The organism is Microbacterium helvum (assembly GCF_014779795.1).
Taxonomy (GTDB): domain Bacteria; phylum Actinomycetota; class Actinomycetes; order Actinomycetales; family Microbacteriaceae; genus Microbacterium; species Microbacterium helvum.
Genome location: NZ_JACXZS010000001.1, coordinates 175684 through 193392, shown reverse-complemented (window position 1 = coordinate 193392; position 17709 = coordinate 175684). Strand labels below are relative to the sequence as shown.

At 70.7% G+C, this 17709-nt stretch carries 13 protein-coding genes; 8 read left to right on the top strand and 5 right to left on the bottom strand.

Annotated features, from left to right (window positions below):
• The first annotated feature begins 5 nt into the window (after positions 1-5).
• From IF188_RS00920 to IF188_RS00895, 6 genes are all read left to right on the top strand, one after another.
• Positions 6-233, top strand: a complete 228-nt coding sequence (locus IF188_RS00920; RefSeq protein WP_191169905.1) for a FitA-like ribbon-helix-helix domain-containing protein — start codon at positions 6-8, stop codon at positions 231-233.
• The gene (locus IF188_RS00915; protein WP_318152691.1) at positions 230-634 is read left to right on the top strand and encodes a type II toxin-antitoxin system VapC family toxin; all 405 of its coding nucleotides are present in this window, start codon (positions 230-232) and stop codon (positions 632-634) included. The genes IF188_RS00920 and IF188_RS00915 overlap by 4 nt, the downstream gene beginning before the upstream one ends.
• 139 nt (positions 635-773) lie before the next feature.
• The gene (locus tag IF188_RS00910) at positions 774-2204 is read left to right on the top strand and encodes a DUF3375 domain-containing protein (RefSeq protein WP_191169904.1); all 1431 of its coding nucleotides are present in this window, start codon (positions 774-776) and stop codon (positions 2202-2204) included.
• Positions 2201-2848: a DUF4194 domain-containing protein gene (locus IF188_RS00905; protein ID WP_191169903.1), complete on the top strand. Its 648-nt coding sequence runs from the start codon at positions 2201-2203 to the stop codon at positions 2846-2848. The genes IF188_RS00910 and IF188_RS00905 overlap by 4 nt, the downstream gene beginning before the upstream one ends.
• Entirely contained in the window at positions 2845-6231 is a 3387-nt protein-coding gene (locus tag IF188_RS00900; protein ID WP_191169902.1) for an ATP-binding protein, read from the top strand. The genes IF188_RS00905 and IF188_RS00900 overlap by 4 nt, the downstream gene beginning before the upstream one ends.
• A complete protein-coding gene (locus IF188_RS00895) occupies positions 6228-7379 on the top strand; it encodes a Wadjet anti-phage system protein JetD domain-containing protein (protein WP_191169901.1) in 1152 nt (383 codons plus the stop codon). Before IF188_RS00900 ends, IF188_RS00895 begins: the two co-directional genes overlap by 4 nt.
• 46 nt (positions 7380-7425) lie before the next feature.
• Here IF188_RS00895 and IF188_RS00890 read toward each other — a convergent pair whose 3' ends face one another.
• Together IF188_RS00890 and aceB are read right to left on the bottom strand one after the other, a co-directional pair.
• A complete protein-coding gene (locus IF188_RS00890) occupies positions 7426-9018 on the bottom strand; it encodes an isocitrate lyase (protein WP_191169900.1) in 1593 nt (530 codons plus the stop codon).
• Positions 9019-9062: 44 nt separating this feature from the next.
• Positions 9063-10703: a malate synthase A gene (aceB, locus tag IF188_RS00885; protein WP_191170284.1), complete on the bottom strand. Its 1641-nt coding sequence runs from the start codon at positions 10701-10703 to the stop codon at positions 9063-9065.
• Between the two features lie 235 nt (positions 10704-10938).
• Between aceB and IF188_RS00880 the strand changes: the two genes are divergently transcribed.
• Positions 10939-12417, top strand: a complete 1479-nt coding sequence (locus IF188_RS00880; protein ID WP_224751271.1) for a helix-turn-helix transcriptional regulator — start codon at positions 10939-10941, stop codon at positions 12415-12417.
• Between the two features lie 193 nt (positions 12418-12610).
• On the opposite strand, the gene IF188_RS00875 is transcribed toward IF188_RS00880, so the two are convergent.
• A complete protein-coding gene (locus IF188_RS00875) occupies positions 12611-13819 on the bottom strand; it encodes an MFS transporter (RefSeq protein ID WP_191169899.1) in 1209 nt (402 codons plus the stop codon).
• 24 nt (positions 13820-13843) lie between these two features.
• Here IF188_RS00875 and IF188_RS00870 point away from each other — a divergent pair, with 24 nt between their 5' ends.
• Positions 13844-14203: an ArsR/SmtB family transcription factor gene (locus tag IF188_RS00870; RefSeq protein WP_191169898.1), complete on the top strand. Its 360-nt coding sequence runs from the start codon at positions 13844-13846 to the stop codon at positions 14201-14203.
• 70 nt (positions 14204-14273) lie between these two features.
• On the opposite strand, the gene IF188_RS00865 is transcribed toward IF188_RS00870, so the two are convergent.
• Together IF188_RS00865 and IF188_RS00860 are read right to left on the bottom strand one after the other, a co-directional pair.
• Entirely contained in the window at positions 14274-15665 is a 1392-nt protein-coding gene (locus IF188_RS00865) for an NAD(P)/FAD-dependent oxidoreductase (RefSeq protein ID WP_191169897.1), read from the bottom strand.
• Between the two features lie 400 nt (positions 15666-16065).
• Positions 16066-17613 (bottom strand): PucR family transcriptional regulator, encoded by a 1548-nt coding sequence (locus IF188_RS00860; RefSeq protein WP_191169896.1) that lies wholly within the window; start codon positions 17611-17613, stop codon positions 16066-16068.
• Between the last annotated feature and the right edge of the window lie 96 nt (positions 17614-17709).

Sequence of the window (17709 nt, the reverse complement as noted above, 5' to 3'; positions counted from 1 at the left end):
AGTGCATGTCGAATCTGCAGGTGCGGGATGTTCCCGAGGACGTGCACCGTGTGCTGAAGGCACGCGCCGCCGCGTCGGGACGCAGCCTTTCGGAGTACGTGCTCGAGATCATCCAGCGCGAGGCCGAGCGGCCGACGCTCGATGAGCTGCTCGACCGCGTGCGCGTGCGTGGGTCGGTCGATCTCGGGGATGCGGCGCAGAAGATCCTCCGGGCAGAACGCGACGCCGCGTGACGGCGGTCGTCGACGCGTCGGTGCTCGTCGAGCTCCTGACGATGAGCCCGCGCGGACAGCGCGCAGTCGATGCGGTAGCGGTGTCCGCGGGCGACCTCCACGTGCCGCATCTCGCAGATGTCGAGACGCTGTCTGTCGTTCGCGGGCTTGTGGCCGGCAGCATCCTCACCCCGGACCGGGGCGCGCAGGCGCTCGTCGATCTCCGCGACTTTCCCGCCCGTCGCTGGCCCGCCGACATGCTGTTCGAACGGATCTGGGACCTGCGACACGTGGCGACGGCTTACGACGCGACGTATGTCGCACTGGCCGAAGCGCTCGGTGCACAGCTCATCACCGCCGACGAGAAGCTCGCGCGCGGTGTGCGCGACGCCACGGACTGCGAGATCCTCCTGGTTCGCTGAGCTCCCGACATCTGGTCGCCCCGCGGAGCGAGGCATGAGCGAAGACGAAACGTCGCGAGAAGCTCTCGAGAACCCGCCCCTGCGCGCGCTCATATCTCCGGTTCGCCGCTGTCGGCGCACTCTCGTACCCTGGGACGCGATGGACCTCGACGAACTTGACCGGCTCTGGGAGCGGCATCCCGCGTGGCGGGTGCTGCGCGCGCACAATGCGCCGCTGATCCTGTCGTTCCTCGGGCGGCGGTTCATCGACGACAACCGCGGGGCCGTGCCGCTCGGCGAGCTCGTGTCCGCGCTCGATGACGAACTGTTCGCGGTGCATCGCGCGACGCCCGACCGGTATCCGCAGGATGCGGCGGCCTATGTCGACGACTGGTCCGATCCGAAGGCCGGGCTGCTGCGCCGGTTCTACCCTGCGGGCTCCGAAGAGGTGCACGTCGAGGCGACGCCCGCGCTGGAGAAGGCGTACCGCTGGGTCGAGGGCTTGCGCTCGCGCTCGTTCGTCGGAACCGAGTCGCGGCTGCAGACCCTCGTCGAGCTGCTGCGGCAGATCGTCCACGGCGCGCAGGCCGACCCGGCCGAGCGCGTCGCCGAGCTCGAACGCCGCCGCGACGCGATCGAGCGCGAGCTCGCCGATGCCCGGGAGGGCCGGGTCGCCGTGCTCGACGACACCGCCCTGCGCGAGCGGTATCAGCAGTTCGCGGGCACGGCGCGCGAGCTGCTGGGCGACTTCCGCGAGGTCGAAGACAACTTCCGCGCCCTCGACCGGTCGGCGCGCGAGAAGATCGCCGGCTGGGACGGCGGCAAGGGCGCGCTCCTCGAAGAGCTCGTCAGCAGCCGCACCGACATCGCCTCGTCCGACCAGGGCCGCAGCTTTCAGGCGTTCTACGACTTCCTGCTCTCGGAGGGGCGGCAGGATGAACTGTCCGACCTGCTCGACGCCGTGATCGGGATGCCGCAGCTCGGCGCCGACCGTCGCGTGCGGCGCGTGCACCACGACTGGGCCGACGCCGCCGAGCGCACGCAGCAGACGGTCCGCGGACTCTCCGAGCAGCTGCGGCGCTTCCTCGACGACCAGGTGTGGGTCGAGAACCGGCGAGTGCTCGATCTCGTCCGCGCCGTCGAAGCGTCGGCGCTGGCCGTGCGTGACCGGCCGCCCGCCGATATCGGCGTGCAGGTCGACGAGCCGGGGCTGCCGATCGCGCTGGTGTTCGAGCGGCCCCTCTACGACCCGCAGCCTGATGTCGTGGTCGACAGCATGCCGGCGCCGCAGGCGGTCGACGAAGTCGAGTTCGACAGCCTGTTCGCGCAGCACGTCATCGACACCGCGCGCCTCATCGGCAACATCCGCGCCATCGTGCCGCCGCGCGCGACGGTCACCCTCGACGACATCGTCGCGCTGTACCCGGTGCAGGAGGGGGCGGCCGAGATCCTCGGCTATCTGACCCTCGACGACGAAGAGCTGTCGATCGCGGTCGCCGAGAACGGTCCTGAGACGACGATCGACTATGTCGACGCGGCGGGGACGCCGCGCCGGGTGAGGATGCCCCAGGTGACGGTGACGCGCCGATGAGAAGCCCCGACGAACAGGCCGTCGCCACGGCGATCATCGCGCTGATGCGCGAGGTCGTGTACCGCGACACCCCAGCCCACGAGCCGGTGTGGGAGGCGCTGGGCCGCCATCGCGCCGCCGTCGCCGACCACTTCGCCGCCATCGGCGTGGACGTCATCGTCGACGAGAACGAGGGATACGCGTTCTTGCGCACCCGTGAGCCCGAAGAGGGGGACGATGCGCTGCCGCGGCTCGTGCGCCGCCGCAGCCTCACCTACAACGTGAGCCTGCTGCTCGTGCTGCTGCGCCGTCGTATGGTCGAGTTCGAGGCGTCGGGCGAGGCCGGCAAACTCGTGCTCACGCGAGACCAGATCGTCGAGCTGCTGCGCGTCTTCCAGGCGTCGTCGACGAACGAGGCGCGCATCGTCGAGCAGGCCGATCGCACCATCGCGCAGGTCGCCGATCTGGGCTTCCTGCGGGAACTCCGCGGTCAGCGCGGCGCGTGGGAGGTGCGCCGAATCCTCAAGGCGTACGTCGACGCGCAGACGCTCGCCGACTTCGCGTCGCGGCTGGCGGCGTACGCCGGGGCGCCCCCGAACGGCCAGGCCGAGGCATCCCTCGTCCCGACCGTACCCGACACCTCTGAATCGGAGGGCGACTCATGAGCGACGCCCTGTTCTCGGCCCTCGAGGTGGACGGTCCTGCCATCGCGCGGGCCGGCTATCGCCTCAGTCAGGTCGAGGTGTACAACTGGGGCACCTTCGACCGCAGCGTGTGGTCACTCACTCCCGACGGACAGACCGCACTGCTCACCGGCGACATCGGCAGCGGCAAGTCGACCCTCGTCGACGCGATCACGACGCTGCTGCTGCCCGCGCACCGCATCGCGTACAACAAGGCGGCCGGCGCCGACGCCAAGGAGCGGACACTGCGCAGCTACGTCGAGGGGCACTACAAGTCCGAGCGCAACGAAGCGACGGGTGCGTCGCGGCCCGTGGGTCTGCGCGACCACACGGCGTACTCAGTGATCCTCGGGCGCTTCACGAACGTCGGGTTCGGCGAGACCGTCACCGTCGCGCAGGTGTTCCACCAGAAGGACCGGACGGGGCAGCCCGAGCGCTTCTTCGTGACCGCCTCCGTGCCGCTGAAGATCGATCCCGATTTCAGCCGCTTCGGGTCCGACCTGAAGGCGCTTCGCGCGCAGCTGCGCTCGCGCGGGGCCGACATCGACAACACGTTCCCCGAGTACCACCGGCGCCTCCGCCGCCTGCTCGGCATCCCCTCCGAGCAGGCGATGGAGCTGTTCCACCAGACCGTGTCGATGAAGTCGGTCGGCAATCTCAACGATTTCGTGCGCGACCACATGCTCGAGCCCATGGACGCCTCGGGCAAGGTGCGCGCGATCGTCGATCACTACGACAACCTCGTCACCGCGCACGAGGCCGTTCGTACCGCGACCGAGCAGCTGGCCGTGCTCGGGCCTCTCGTGGCGGCCGCCGACAAGTACGGCCTTGCCGCCACGCGCCATACCGAACTGGGCGATGAGCGCTCGGCCGTCGTGCCGTTCATCGCCGAGCGCGTGGCCGAGCTGGCCGTGGCGGCGATCGACGATGCCGAGGCACAGCTGGGGGCAGCCGAGACCCGCAAGCAGCAGCTCGCCGACGCGCGGCAGGCGCTCGTGCCCGAGCGCGACCGCCTGGTGCTCGAGCGCGCCGGCGTGGGCGGCGACCGCCTTGCGGCTCTCGAGGTCGAGATCCCGCAAGCGCGGTCGACGCGTGACGACCGCGTCGAACGGTTCCGGGCGTACAGCGCGCAACTCGAGGTGCTCGGCCTCGACCCCGTCGAGACCGAGATCGACTTCCGCGCCCGCGCCGAAGCTGCGAGCGCGCTGCGTGCTCGGCTCGACGACGAGCGCACCGCCCTGCGCGAGCGGCAGGATCCGCTGTTCGACCGCCGCGCCGAGGTGCGCCACGCCCGCCGTGTCGTCGCGAACGAGCTCGAGTCGCTCGCGACGCGGCGCAACAGCCTGCCCGCCGACCTCGACCGCGTCCGCCGGGCGGTCGGCGAAGCGCTCGGCCTCGACGAGACCGACCTGCCGTTCGCGGCCGAGCTGCTTGACGTCCGTGACGAGTTCGCACCGTGGCGGGGCGCCGCCGAACGCGTGCTGCGCGGGTTCGCACTGTCGCTGCTCGTGCCGCAGGAACACTATGCGGCAGCCTCGCGATGGATCAACGACAACCGGCTCAACGCCCGCCTCGTGTACCTGCGGGTTCCCGAGCGCCGGGTGCGGACACTCCCTGTGTCGCATTCCGAACCGCGGCTGATGGATGCCGTCGCCGTCGAGCGCGGTGCGTTCGAAGAGTTCTTGCGCGCCGAGCTCGAACGCCGCGCAGATCATGTGCTGGCATCATCCGTCGATCAGCTTGAGCGCGAGGACCGCGCCGTCACCGTGCAGGGGCTGATCCGCGACCGCGACCGGCACGAGAAGGACGACCGCCGCGCCGTCACCGACCCGCGTTCATGGGTTCTCGGCGGCAGCCGGGCCGACAAGGTCGCCGCGCTCGAAGCCGAGGTCGCCGGTCACGACGATGCCCTCGTCGAGATCGAGCGCGCGCTCGCGGCGATCGATACGGATGCCGGGGCGCTTGCCGCGCGAGGTCAGGCGCTGGCCGCGCTCGGGCAGTACCCGAGCTGGCAGGCGCTCGATGTGACCGCGGCAGCCGCACTGTTGGGCGGCCTCGAAGAAGAGCGCCGCACGCTCATCGCCGGCTCCAGCCGGCTCGCGGCGATCGACGAGCGGCTGGCCGGGCTCGACGCCGAGGACGCCCGCCTGCGTGACGAATACGACGACACGATCGGCGCCATCGGCGCCCTGCGCACGACCCGCGACGGACTCGACGCCCGCCGTCGGCGCGAGACCGAGACACTGGCATCGCTCGACGAACACGTGCTGACGCGCGCCCGCGCGCTGTACCCGAGTCTGTCTGAGCGTGCCGGACGCCGTGACCTGCGCACCATCGACGGCTGTGACCGGCTGTCGCAGACCCTCATCTCGGGGCTCACCAGCGCCATCGACGCGGCGCAGCGCGAGATGCTCGGCTACACCACGAGCATCCAGAACAAGATGGCCGACTTCCTGCGGCAATGGCCGGCGCTGCGCGATGAGATGGATGCCGACATCCGGGCGGTCGGCGAGTTCCGGGCCCTGCACGACCGGGTGCAGCGCGACGACCTGCCGCGATTCGAGAGCGAGTTCCGGCATCAGCTCAACACCAACGCGGTGCGCGAGCTGGTCGGCTTCCACGCCTGGCTGCGCAAGCAGGCCGACGAGATCAAGCTGCGCATCGAGACCATCAACCAGGCGCTGCAGGCGATCGACTACAACCCGGGCCGCATCATCGTGCTCGACGCCGAGCCGACCGTCAACCAAGAGGTGCGGCAGTTCCGCTCCGATCTGCGGGAGGCGACTTCGGACGCGCTGGCGACCGACGGCGGTGATCCCGAGCGGCAGTTCGCGCAGATCCGCGCGATCATCGAACGCTTCAAGGGCCGCGACGGGCACGCCGACAGCGACCGGGTGTGGACGCGCCGCGTCACCGACGTGCGCACCTGGTTCACCTTCGCCGCCAGCGAGCAGGACCGCGAGACCGGCGAAGAGTTCGAGCACTACACCGACTCGGACGGCAAGTCCGGCGGGCAGAAGGAGAAGCTCGCGTACACGATCCTGGCCGCCTCGCTCGCGTACCAGTTCAAGCTGCAGTGGGGTGCCGCGGCGTCGCGCGATTTCCGCTTCGTCGTGATCGACGAGGCGTTCGGCCGCGGCTCCGACGCCTCGACCCGGTATGCGCTCGAGCTGTTCGCGAAGCTCGGGCTGCAGCTGCTCATCGTCACGCCGCTGCAGAAGGTGCACGTCATCGAGCCATACGTGAGCGCGATCGGGTTCGTCGACAACCCGACCGGTGCGGCGTCCCGCGTCCGGACGCTCACGATCGAGGAGTTCCGCGAGCAGCAGCGAGCGGCCGCGGTCGCAGCGGCGGCCCGGACATGACTGATCCGTCCCGGTGGACCGGTGTCGAGGGTGTCCGTGCCGTGGTGCGCCGCCGTTGGGACGACGGGTCGCTGCTGCGGGCGTTCGCGCTGCGTGAAGAGTTCACGCCGATCGACGTGGCGTTGCGGCATCCCTCCGCTGCGGATCTGGCCGAGCACTTCGACGCGGCGAGGGCGTGGGTGGATGCCGTCGTCCGAGGTTCGCGCGGCGGCCGCGCCTACCGCCTACAGCGGGACCGGATCGGCGGACGGATCAGCGGAGCCACCGAGGTCCCGGCTCGCGCCGTCGTGGAGAGTCACGACCAGGCGTGGGAGCTGCTGGGCGCCGCGCAGGAGGCACAGACGTTTCGACGGGTCGTGGAGGCGTCGGACGATGACGAAGCTCCACGCGCCTGGGCGCTCGCGCATCCGACCGCGACGATCGCGCTCGCGGACGACTGGGGTCGGATGCTGTCGGCGTTCCGGTGGCTGGATGCGCACCGCGGATCGGGCCTGTACCTGCGGCAGATCACCGCACGGTCCGTCGACACCAAGTTCGTGGAGCGTCACCGCAAGCCGCTCGCCGAGATGCTCGGCGTATCGAGCGCCGCGCCGAGGTTCGTGCGGGATCTCGGGCTCGCGGCCAAGCCGCAGACGGTGCGGCTGCGGTTCGACCCTGCGGTGTTCGGCTTTCCGTCGGTGCTCAGTGAGGCATCCTTCCGCGTCGACGAACTGCGGACGCTGCGTGTAAGACCGTCGCGCGCGCTCGTCGTCGAGAACGAGATCACCTATCTCAGCGTGCCCGTGCCGCCCGGTGGCGTGGTGCTGTGGGGCAAGGGCTACGACGCCGATCAGCCGGCGTCGCTGGAATGGCTGGCCGACGTGCCGGTGAGCTACTGGGGCGACCTCGACACGCACGGTTTCGGCATCCTCAACCGTGTCAAGGCGTGGCTGCCGCAGGTCGAGTCGGTGCTGATGGATCGCGAGACCCTGCTCGCCCACCGCGAGCGGTGGGTTGTCGAGGGCACGCCGACGAACGCCGCGCTGTCGCGGCTGGATGCCGGCGACCAGGCGGTCTACGACGACCTCGTCACGGACCGGTTCGGCCCGTCGGTGCGTCTGGAGCAGGAACGCATCGACTGGTCTTGGGCGCTGGCCCGGCTGGGGTGAGGACGAGTGGATGCCGGGGCTTGTGGCCCCGGCATCCACCTCATCCTCAGAACTGGTTCATCGTGTTGTGCTGACCGCCGGCCTTGAGGGCGGCCTCACCGGCGAAGTACTCCTTGTGGTTGTCGCCGATGTCGCTGCCTGCCATGTTCTGGTGCTTGACGGTGGCGATGCCCTCGCGGATCTCGCGGCGCTGCACGCCCTTGACGTACGCCAGCATGCCCTCGTCGCCGAAGTAGCCCTTGGCGAGGTCATCGGTCGAAAGCGCTGCCGTGTGATAGGTCGGCAGGGTGATGAGGTGGTGGAAGATGCCTGCCCGCGCCGAACCGTCGCGCTGGAACGTGCGGATCTTCTCGTCGGCCAGCTTCGCCAGCTCGGTGCCGTCGTACGCGATGCTCATGAGGTCGGCGCGGTCGTAGGCCGAGACGTCCTCGCCCTGCGCGACCAGCTGGTCGTACGCCTGCTGGCGGAAGTTGAGCGTCCAGTTGAACGACGGGCTGTTGTTGTACACCAGCTTGGCGTTCGGGATCTCTTCCCGGATCCTGTCGACCATGCCCGCGATCTGCTCGACGTGCGGCTTCTCGGTCTCGATCCACAGCAGGTCGGCGCCGTTGCGCAGCGAGGTGATGCAGTCGAGCACCACACGCTCCTCGCCGGTCCCGGCACGGAACTGGTACAGGTTGCTGGCCAGGCGCTTCGGGCGCAGCAGCTTGCCGTCGCGCTTGATGACGACATCGCCGTTGCCGAGGTCGGCGCCGTCGATCTCCTCGGTGTCGAGGAAGGCGTTGTACTGATCGCCGAGGTCGCCCGGTTCGCGCGTGACGGCCAGCTTCTGCGTGAGCCCGGCGCCGAGCGAGTCGGTGCGGGCCACGATGACGCCGTTGTCGATGCCGAGCTCGAGGAAGGCATAGCGGACGGCGTTCAGCTTGGCGATGAAGTCCTCGTGCGGGACGGTGACCTTGCCGTCCTGGTGGCCGCACTGCTTCTCGTCCGACACCTGGTTCTCGATCTGGATGGCGCAGGCGCCCGCCTCGATCATCTTCTTGGCGAGCAGGTACGTGGCCTCGGGGTTGCCGAAGCCGGCGTCGATGTCGGCGATGATCGGCACCACGTGGGTCTCGTGGTTGTCGATCTGCGACTGGATGAACTCGACCGCCGTCTCGTCGCCCGCGGCCCGGGCGGCATCGAGCTTCGTGAACAGCAGGTCGAGCTCGCGGGCGTCGGCCTGACGCAGGAAGGTGTAGAGCTCTTCGATCAGCGCCGGCACCGCGGTCTTCTCGTGCATCGACTGGTCGGGCAGCGGCCCGAACTCCGAGCGGAGCGCGGCGACCATCCAGCCCGACAGGTACAGGTACCGCTTGTTCGTCGACTTCAGGTGCTTCTTGATCGAGATCAGCTTCTGCTGGCCGATGAAGCCGTGCCACACGCCGAGCGACTGGGTGTAGACCGACGAGTCGGCGTCGTACTCGGCCATGTCAGCCCGCATGATGTCGGCGGTGTACTGGGCGATCTCCAGTCCCGTGCGGAACCGGTTCTGCGCGCGCATGCGAGCGACCGACTCGGGGTCGATGGCATCCCAGCTCGGGCCGTTCTGCTCCTTGAGGTCGCGGATGGCTTCGATGTCGTCGTGGTAGGAGGTCATGTCTCTTCCTTGCTCGTTGCGTCGGTGCAGTCTCGTGCGGTCGGTCACTCGGACTCGGCCAGGTAGCGGGTGTATGCGGGGAGCGTCAGGAACGCCGGGAACTCCTGGCCCAGTGCGACTTCGCGGAAGATCTCGGCCGCGTCGTCGAACCGGTCGCCGTCGTTGCGCTCGACCTCGCCGAGCACCTGGCCGATCAGGCCCTCGACGTAGTCGCGGGTGATCGGGGTGCCGTCGTCTGTGGTGCGGTCCTGGTGGATCCACTGCCACACCTGCGACCGCGATATCTCGGCGGTCGCGGCATCCTCCATGAGGTTGTCGATCGCGACGGCGCCGAGGCCACGCAGCCACGCCTCGAGGTAGCGGATCGCCACCGACACGTTGGCGTGCACGCCCGCCGCCGTGATCGGGCGCCCGATGTGCACGTCGATCAGGTCGGCCGCCGTCACCGACACCTCGGGTCGCTGGCGGTCGAGCTGGTTCGGGCGGTCGCCCAGCACGGCGTCGAACTCGGCGCGCGCGGTGGGGATCAGGTCGGGGTGCGCCACCCAGGTGCCGTCGAAGCCGTCGCCGGCCTCGCGCTTCTTGTCTGCGGCGACCTTCTCGAACGCCCGCGCGGTCACCTCGGGGTCGCGGCGGTTCGGGATGAACGCGCTCATGCCGCCGATCGCGAACGCGCCGCGCTTGTGGCAGGTCTGCACGAGCAGCTCGGTGTAGGCCCGCATGAACGGCACTGTCATCGTCACCTCGCTGCGGTCCGGCAGTACGAAGCGGGCACCGCGGCCGCGGTAGTTCTTGATGATCGAGAAGATGTAGTCCCAGCGGCCGGCGTTCAGGCCCGCCGCGTGATCGCGCAGCTCGAAGAGGATCTCCTCCATCTCGAACGCGGCAGGCAGCGTCTCGATGAGCACGGTCGCGCGGATGGTGCCGTGCGGGATGCCGATGTACTGCTCGCTGAACGTGAAGACGTCGTCCCACAGCTTCGCCTCTTCGCTGGACTCGAGCTTGGCGATGTAGAAGTAGGGGCCGCGGCCGTTCGCGATGAGCTGCTCGGCGTTGTGGAAGAAGTACAGCCCGAAGTCCACGAGCGAGCCCGACGCGGCCAGCGTCCGGCCGGTGCGGTCGGTGAACCGCAGGTGCTGCTCGGGCAGGTGCCAGCCGCGCGGGCGCATGACGATCGTGGGCGTCTCGGTCGCGGTGACCTCGTAGCGCTTGCCTTCGGGGCTGGTGTACTCGAGCTCGGCGCGGATCGCGTCACGCAGCGACAGCTGGCCCTCGATGACGTTCTTCCAGGTCGGGCTGGTGGCGTCCTCTTGGTCGGCCAGCCACACCTTCGCGCCGGAGTTCAGCGCGTTGATCGTCATCTTGGGGTCCGTCGGACCGGTGATCTCGACGCGGCGGTCTTCCAGGCCGGGACCGGCGCCGGCGACCTGCCAGGTGGCGTCCTCGCGGATGTGGCGGGTGTCATCGCGGAACTGCGGGTCGTGGCCGTTGCCGATCTCGAAGCGACGGCGCATGCGGTCGGCGAGACGGTCGTGGCGGCGGGCGCCGAAGCGCTGGTGCAGCTCGGTGAGGAAGACGATGGCCTCAGGAGTGAGGATCTCGTCGTAGCGCGGGCCCAGGTGGCCGGCGATCTCGAGCATCGGCTGGTGGGTCTGGGTGGGGATCGGTCCGGTGCGGATGCGCATCGGGGTGGCGGTTGCAGGTGTCATGTCCCTGCCTTCCTGTGAGCGACTGCTTTTGCGAGTGGGGAGGGATGCCTCGTCCCGGCGTGTGGTCCGGGTCCTGGCATCCCCGTGATCCGCGTTTCTGGATCGATCGGGGTTGTTCGTGTGTCCACTATCCGGTGAAGTTCGGGGGCTCGACTGGCCAAATGGACTGTGAAGTTTCGGCAGATTTCTGTTTTCGTGACAGAATCGACCCATGACGACGACGTTGACCGCGGATCGCCGAGCGGAAGAACCCGACGATGGAGAGGTGGACCCCCTCACCATCGGCCGCCGCATCCGGCAGCTGCGCACCGACCGCGGCATGACTCTCGAAGAGCTCGCGGCGGCCGTCGATCGTGCCCCCAGCCAGCTGTCGATGATCGAGAACGGCCGTCGCGAGCCGAAGCTCTCGCTGCTGCAGGCCATCGCCCGCGCCCTCGGCTCCTCGATCGAGGCGATCCTCGAGTCCGAGCCCCTGGACGAGCGGGCGACTCTGGAGATCTCGCTCGAGCGCGCGATGCGCGGGCAGACGTTCCAGGCGCTCGGCATCCCGCCGTTCCGCATCGGCAAGACCGTGCCGACCGAGGCGCTCAAGGCGATGATCGCGCTGCAGGGAGAGATCGAGCGGCTGCGCGACGAGCGCGCGGCGACCCCCGAAGAGGCGCGGCGGGCGAACGTGGCGCTGCGCAAGCTCATGCGCACGCAGAACAACTACTTCCCCGAGCTGGAGGAGCAGGCCCGCCGCATCCTGGACGCCGTGGATCACCCGGGCGGACCGCTCACCCAGCGCACGGCATCCGACATCGCCGCCCATCTCGGCTTCACGCTGCACTACGTGCCCGATCTGCCGCAGACGACCCGGTCGGTCGCCGACATCAAGAACGGACGCCTCTATCTGTCCAGCCGGCTCACCGCCAAGGGCGACCCGCGCACGGCCGTGCTGCAGGCGCTGTCGAGCCGCATCCTCGGGCACCGCGAGCCGACGTCGTACGCCGACTTCCTGCGTCAGCGCGTCGAGACCAACTACCTGACCGGCGCGCTGCTCATCCCCGAGGCGCACGCGGTGCCGTTCCTCCAGGACGCCAAGAACGACCGCGCCATCTCGATCGAGGACCTGCGCGACGCGTACTCCGTGTCGTACGAGAGCGCCGCGCACCGGTTCACGAACCTCGCGACGGTGCACCTGGGGCTGCCGGTGCACTTCCTCAAGGTGCACGAGTCGGGCGTCATCACGAAGGTCTACGAGAACGACGACGTGAACTTCCCGACCGACCGCCTCGGCTCGATCGAGGGGCAGATGTGCTGCCGCAAGTGGACCTCACGGGTCGTGTTCGACGTCGACGACCACTTCAACCCGTACTACCAGTACACCGACACCGGGAACGGCACGTACTGGTGCACCGCCCGCGTCGAGATGTCGAGCGAGGGCGCGCATTCGGTCTCGGTGGGCGTGCGCTTCGACGACACGAAGTGGTTCCTCGGCCGCGACACCCAGAACCGCGGGGTCTCCAAGCACTCCGTCGAGGTCTGCTGCCGCCGCGCTCCCGCCGACCTGGAATCCTCGTGGCGCGACCAGTCGTGGCCCAACGTCCGCACGCCGCGCACGCTGCTGGCGACGCTGCCGACCGGCTCGTTCCCCGGCGTCGACACGACCGACCTGTACGAGTTCCTCGAGGCGCACGCCCCCCGCTGAGCCTCGCGGCCCCGCCCGCGCCCATCGCCTTCGCCCGCCACCGAGAACAGGAGATCCCGCGACCACAGGACGATTTCGCGGGGATCGTCCTGTGTGCGCGAGATCTCCTGATCTGGCGAACGAGCGGCCCGGCGTTCGGGACGGATACCGGCGGCCCGGGCCGTTCGCCGGCCCGGTCAGCGGGGCGCCGGCGTCAGGCCGCCGAGCGCGACACGTCGGCGGTCACCGGGCGCGTCGCGCGACGGCGGTAGGCCACGAGGAACAGGATGATCGCGGCGACTGTGGCGAGTGCGCCGGCGAGGGGGATGAGCACCGCGCCGCCCACCGCGTCCGCGGCGTTGCCGAGCGGCGGCGCGATCGCGATGCCGAGGTACATCGCCGTCGAGAACCACGACATCGTGAATCCGGCGGACGCGGGCGCGAGCGACACCAGGCGGTGCTGGATCGGGATCGTGATGGCGAAGGCCGCGGCTCCCCACACGGCGAAGGCGACGAGCAGCCCGACGTACGAGCCCTCCAGCGGAGCGATCGCGATGAGGCAGACGAGCTGCACGGCCAGCGCGGCGAGCGCCCCCGTGCGGCTGCCCAGCCGGTCGGTCAGTCCGCCCGCGAGCGCGTTGCCGACCACGCCTGCCGCGCCGTAGACGAGAAGAAGGGTCGCCAGCTGCGTGCCCGAGCCGCCGGTGGCGGGCGCCGAGACGGCGGCGCTGAAGATGTACACGATGTTGAAGGCGGCGACGGTGAGCACCACCGCGCCGAGCGTGAGCACGACGCGGGAGTCCGCGAGCGGCGCCACGCGCTCGCGCAGGGTTCCGGCCGTGCCGCGGGCAGGCAGGCGGAACGCCGTGAACAGGGGCGCCGTCCACACCAGACCGGCCGCGGCGAGGATCCCGAGGGGCGCGCGCCACCCGACGGCGCTGCCCAGTGCTGTGCCGAGCGGGGCGCCGAGCGCGGTGGCGAGCGTGAAGCCCGCACCCACGATCGCGAGCGAGCGGCCGCGGCGCTGCGCCGGCCCGAGCTGGGCGGCGACGGCCGTGGCGGTCGGGACGAGCGCCGCTCCGCCGAGCGCGGCGACGATGCGCCCGAGGGTGAACCACTCGATACCCGTGGCGACGGCGGTGATGGCGGCACCCGCCGCGAACAGCAGCGCACCGCACGCCATGAGCACCCGCTGCGGGGCTCGGGGCAGCAGAATCGCGATAGCCGGTGCGGCGAGTGCGACGACGAGGGCGTAGGCGGTCACGGTGTAGCTCACCGCGCCCTCGGTGGTGTGAAGCGAGCCGGCGATGCGGGGGAGCAGTCCGGCGATGACGAAGGCGTTGGTGCCCACCAGGAAGGTCGCGCCGGCGAGCACGATGAGCCTGCCGACGGCCCCGCGGTACGATTGTTCGATCGTGGTCATACGGTCACCGTAGAGCATCGTTCGATGACCGTCAAACAATTGTGGGAGGATGCAGTGCCCGCCGAGCCGCCCGCCGCCGCTGTCGACCCGTATCCGGCACCCGACATCGCCGACGTCGACCTCGTCGGAGTGCTGCGAGCGCTCGCCGATCCGGCGCGCCTGGCCATCGTGCGCGTGCTCGCCGACGGCGAGCCACACTCGAAGGGCTACGACGTCTGGGGTCTCGACATCCAGAAGTCGACGCTCTCGCACCACTTCAAGACACTCCGCGAAGCGGGCCTCACCCGGACGATCGTGAACGGCCGCACCCACGCGATCCAGCTGCGTCGGGCCGAGCTGGACGAGCGGTTCCCCGGACTCATCGAGGCGCTCGTCCGCGAGTGAGGCCCCGTCGCCCGGGACCGCGCCGTGGCGCACCGCGCCCAGATCTCCTGGTCTCGGCGGGGTGCGACCCTCAGTGGCGCCCCGCGACCCAGTCGGCGATGTGGGCGGGCCACGCGGTGCGTGAGGAGCGGGTGGATGCCTCGGCCCGGTCGGCCATCCGGTACGCCGCGTAGATCGCGTTCACGGCAGTCCACCGCAGTGGTTCGACCTCCCAGCGCTTCGCGCGATGGCCGACCCAGGGAAGGCGGGTGAGCTCCGTGTCACGCTCCAGGACGAGGTCGGCGAGCGTGCGCCCGGCGAGGTTCGTCGCCGTGACGCCGGTGCCGACGTAGCCGCCCGCCCAGCCGAGTCCGGACGCGCGGTCGTGGACGACGGCAGCGGACCAGTCGCGCGGCACTCCGAGCACGCCGGCCCAGGCATGGGCGATCGCCACGTCCGCGGCATCCGGAAAGAACTCCCGCAGCAGCCCGGTGAGCGAGGCGATCGTGCGCTGCTGGGTCGCGCCGTCGGTGTCGACGTGCGAGCCGTAGCGATACGGCACGCCGCGGCCGCCGAAGGCGATGCGGTCGTCGGCGGTGCGCTGCGCGTACATGTACACGTGGGCGAAGTCGCCCAGGGTGTCGTGCGCGCCCCAGCCGACGGCATCCCAGAATCCCGAGGGCAGCGGCTCGGTGACGATCATCGACGAGTTCATCGGCAGCCACGTGCGGTGCTCGCCGCGCAGGTCGGCGGTGAAGCCCTCGGTGGCGCGCAGCACGTGCGTCGCGTGCACGGTGCCGCGGTCGGTCACCGCGCGCCCCGGTGCGATCCCGATCACCCGGGTCTGCTCGTGGATCGTGACGCCCATCCGCTCGACCGCATGGGCGAGCCCCTGTACGAGCTTCGCCGGGTGCACCCGCGCGCAATGCGGGTGCCACACGGCGCCGAGTGCGCCGGCGATGCGGATCCTGGATGCGGTGGCCCCGGCATCCATCGTCTCCACATCGGTGTGCGGCCAGGCCCGCTCGGCAGCAGCGAAGGCCTGCAGCCGCGCGAGCTGTGCGGGCCTGCGCGCGACCTCGAGCTCGCCGCCCTTCACGATGTCGGCGTCGATGCCCTCGCGCGCGGCGACGGCGATCACCTCGTCGACGGCGTCGTTGAGCGCCCGCTGCTGCGCGATCGCCGCGTCACGGCCGTGCGAGGCCGCGTACCCCTCGCGTCCGCCGGTGACCGAGTTGGTGAGCCAGCCGCCGTTGCGTCCCGAGGCGCCGAAGCCTGCGAAGCGCTGCTCGAGCACGACGACGCGCAGGTCAGGCTGTGCGCGCTTCAGGTAGTACGCCGTCCACAGTCCGGTGTAGCCCGCACCGACGACCGCGACGTCCGCATCCAGGTCACCCGGCAGCGGGTCGCGCGGCGCGGGCGTGCCGCCGAGGCTGCGCCACCACCACGACACGTCGCCGTTGGGCACCGTGCTTTCGGTCATGCGCTCATCCTGCCGCGCCGGCTCGCGCGGTCGCTGACACGGAGTGTTGCGAATGTCGGCGCGGCCGGACCCTCCGTGCGCGCCCCCTCTCTGTCGGCGGTGAACTTCCCGTTCACACAGGGTCTGGCCGATGACCAGAGGCCTCGATGCCGCACTTTGCGGCACCTGAGCCTCGGGGCGTGAGGGGGTCTCGCGTTCGGGTGGCGCGGATGGTCGCTTGGGCGGGCGGGACGCAGCTATCTGCGCCACCTGAACGCCCTGAGAGCGGCCCAGGGCTGTGTGAACGGAAGTTCATTCGGGCTCTGTGAACGGGAAGTTCATCTGGGTTTTCGGCATGCCCGGCACCGGCGAGGCGACCGAATGCGCTCAGCCGCCAGTGCGCACGGGTGCGTGCGGATCGTCAGGCGTCGAGCGCGCGCAGCGCGGCCCACAGCTCGGCGCGGGTCGCGAACGACGACAGGTCGCGGCCCAGCACGCGCTCGACGAGCGCCAGCCGGGTGCGCACGGTATGGCGGTGCACGCCCAGCGCCTGGGCGGTGGCCTCGTGGGAGCAGTCCTCGTCGAGCCACACCTGCAGGGTGTCGACGAGGTGCGTGCCCTGTCCAGCGTCGTGCTCGTACAGCGGTGCGAGTTCGGCGCGCGCGAGCGAGCGCGCCTCGTCGGTGAAGGCGGACAGCACGCCGGCGCGCGACACGTCGGCGAACGCGGTGAGGGGGCCGATCCCGCGGTCGCGGGCGACGCGGGCCTGGCCGACGGCCGCGGCGAAGCCGTCGTACCCGGTCGGGTCGGAGAGGCCGATCCTCAGGTCGAACCGGTCGGCGAGGTCGCGCAGCGCCGACAGGTCGCCGGCGGGAACGACCAGAACGAGTCCGTCGTCGGCGCGCCCGAAGAACAGGGCGCCGCGGCGCTCGTCGGCCCACAGCTCGAGCAGCTCGGCGATGCCGTCGACGCGGGCGGACGCGGCATCCGTCAATCCGACGGTCACCGGCGCGGCCGGGAGCGGACCCCACAGCTCACGCGAGGTGCGCCGCGCGAGCGCCGGATCGCCGGTCAGGAGCGACTGCACGAGCCCTGCGCGCAGCGCGCTGCGCGCTCGCACGAGACCCTGCTGCTGCTCCAGCGCGAGGCCGGCCATGGCGATGACCGAGGTCACGACGACGCGTCCCTCCTGGTCGAGGTCGCCCGCGGCGATCGCGATCACGCCGCGCAGATGCCCGCCGCGGCCGAGCGTCTGCAGCGTGAAGGGGGTGTCGCCGATGCGCAGCGACGAACCGGCGCGGGCGCCTCGGTGCAGCACCGCGGTGACCTCGCGCTGCAGCGCCGCCGCGGTCTCGGGGGCGAGTCCGCCGAGCGGATGCTCGCGCGCCGGCTCGCCCGCCGCGTCGAACATTCCCACCCACGTGTCGAGCTGCTTGGCGAGCTCGGCGACGGTGGCGCCGAGGCCGTCGGGCCGCAGCGCCGCGAGGGCGATCGCCCGCTGCGCCGCGAGCGCCCAGCTGCGCCGGGCGTAGGCCTCGGCCGCGATCGCCTCGGCGTTCGCCCGCGCGACGGCGATGAACGGGGTGCGATAAGGAACCTCGAACAGGGGCATCCGTTCGTCGCGGCACGCGTCGACGAGGGCGGGAGGGATGCCGTCACGCACGACTTCCGTGCCGAACCCCAGGCCGACGACGCCTCGAGCCGCCAGCCGGTGCACGTACGCGCGGTACACCTCCGCCGCGTCGCTCGTCCCTGCATCGTCGGCGGACCCGTCCGGGAACTGCGTGCCCGTCGTGAGCAGCACGAGCCCTTCCGACAGGAACGGCGTCGGGTCGGCGAGGTCCGAGCTGTGCACCCAGCGGATCGCGCGGTCCAGCGCCGCCGGGTCGACGTCGTCGACCGCCAGCGAGAGGCTCAGGTCGCGGCGCGCCAGGAGTGCGCGCAGCGTGGGGGCGTCGTCGGCGTCCATGCTGCGAGTGTACGTGCCGTGCTGTACGACCCGTACAGCACGCGATGCAGAATATACGTGGCGGCGGGTGCGGCCCCGGGAGGCGGCGACATACGC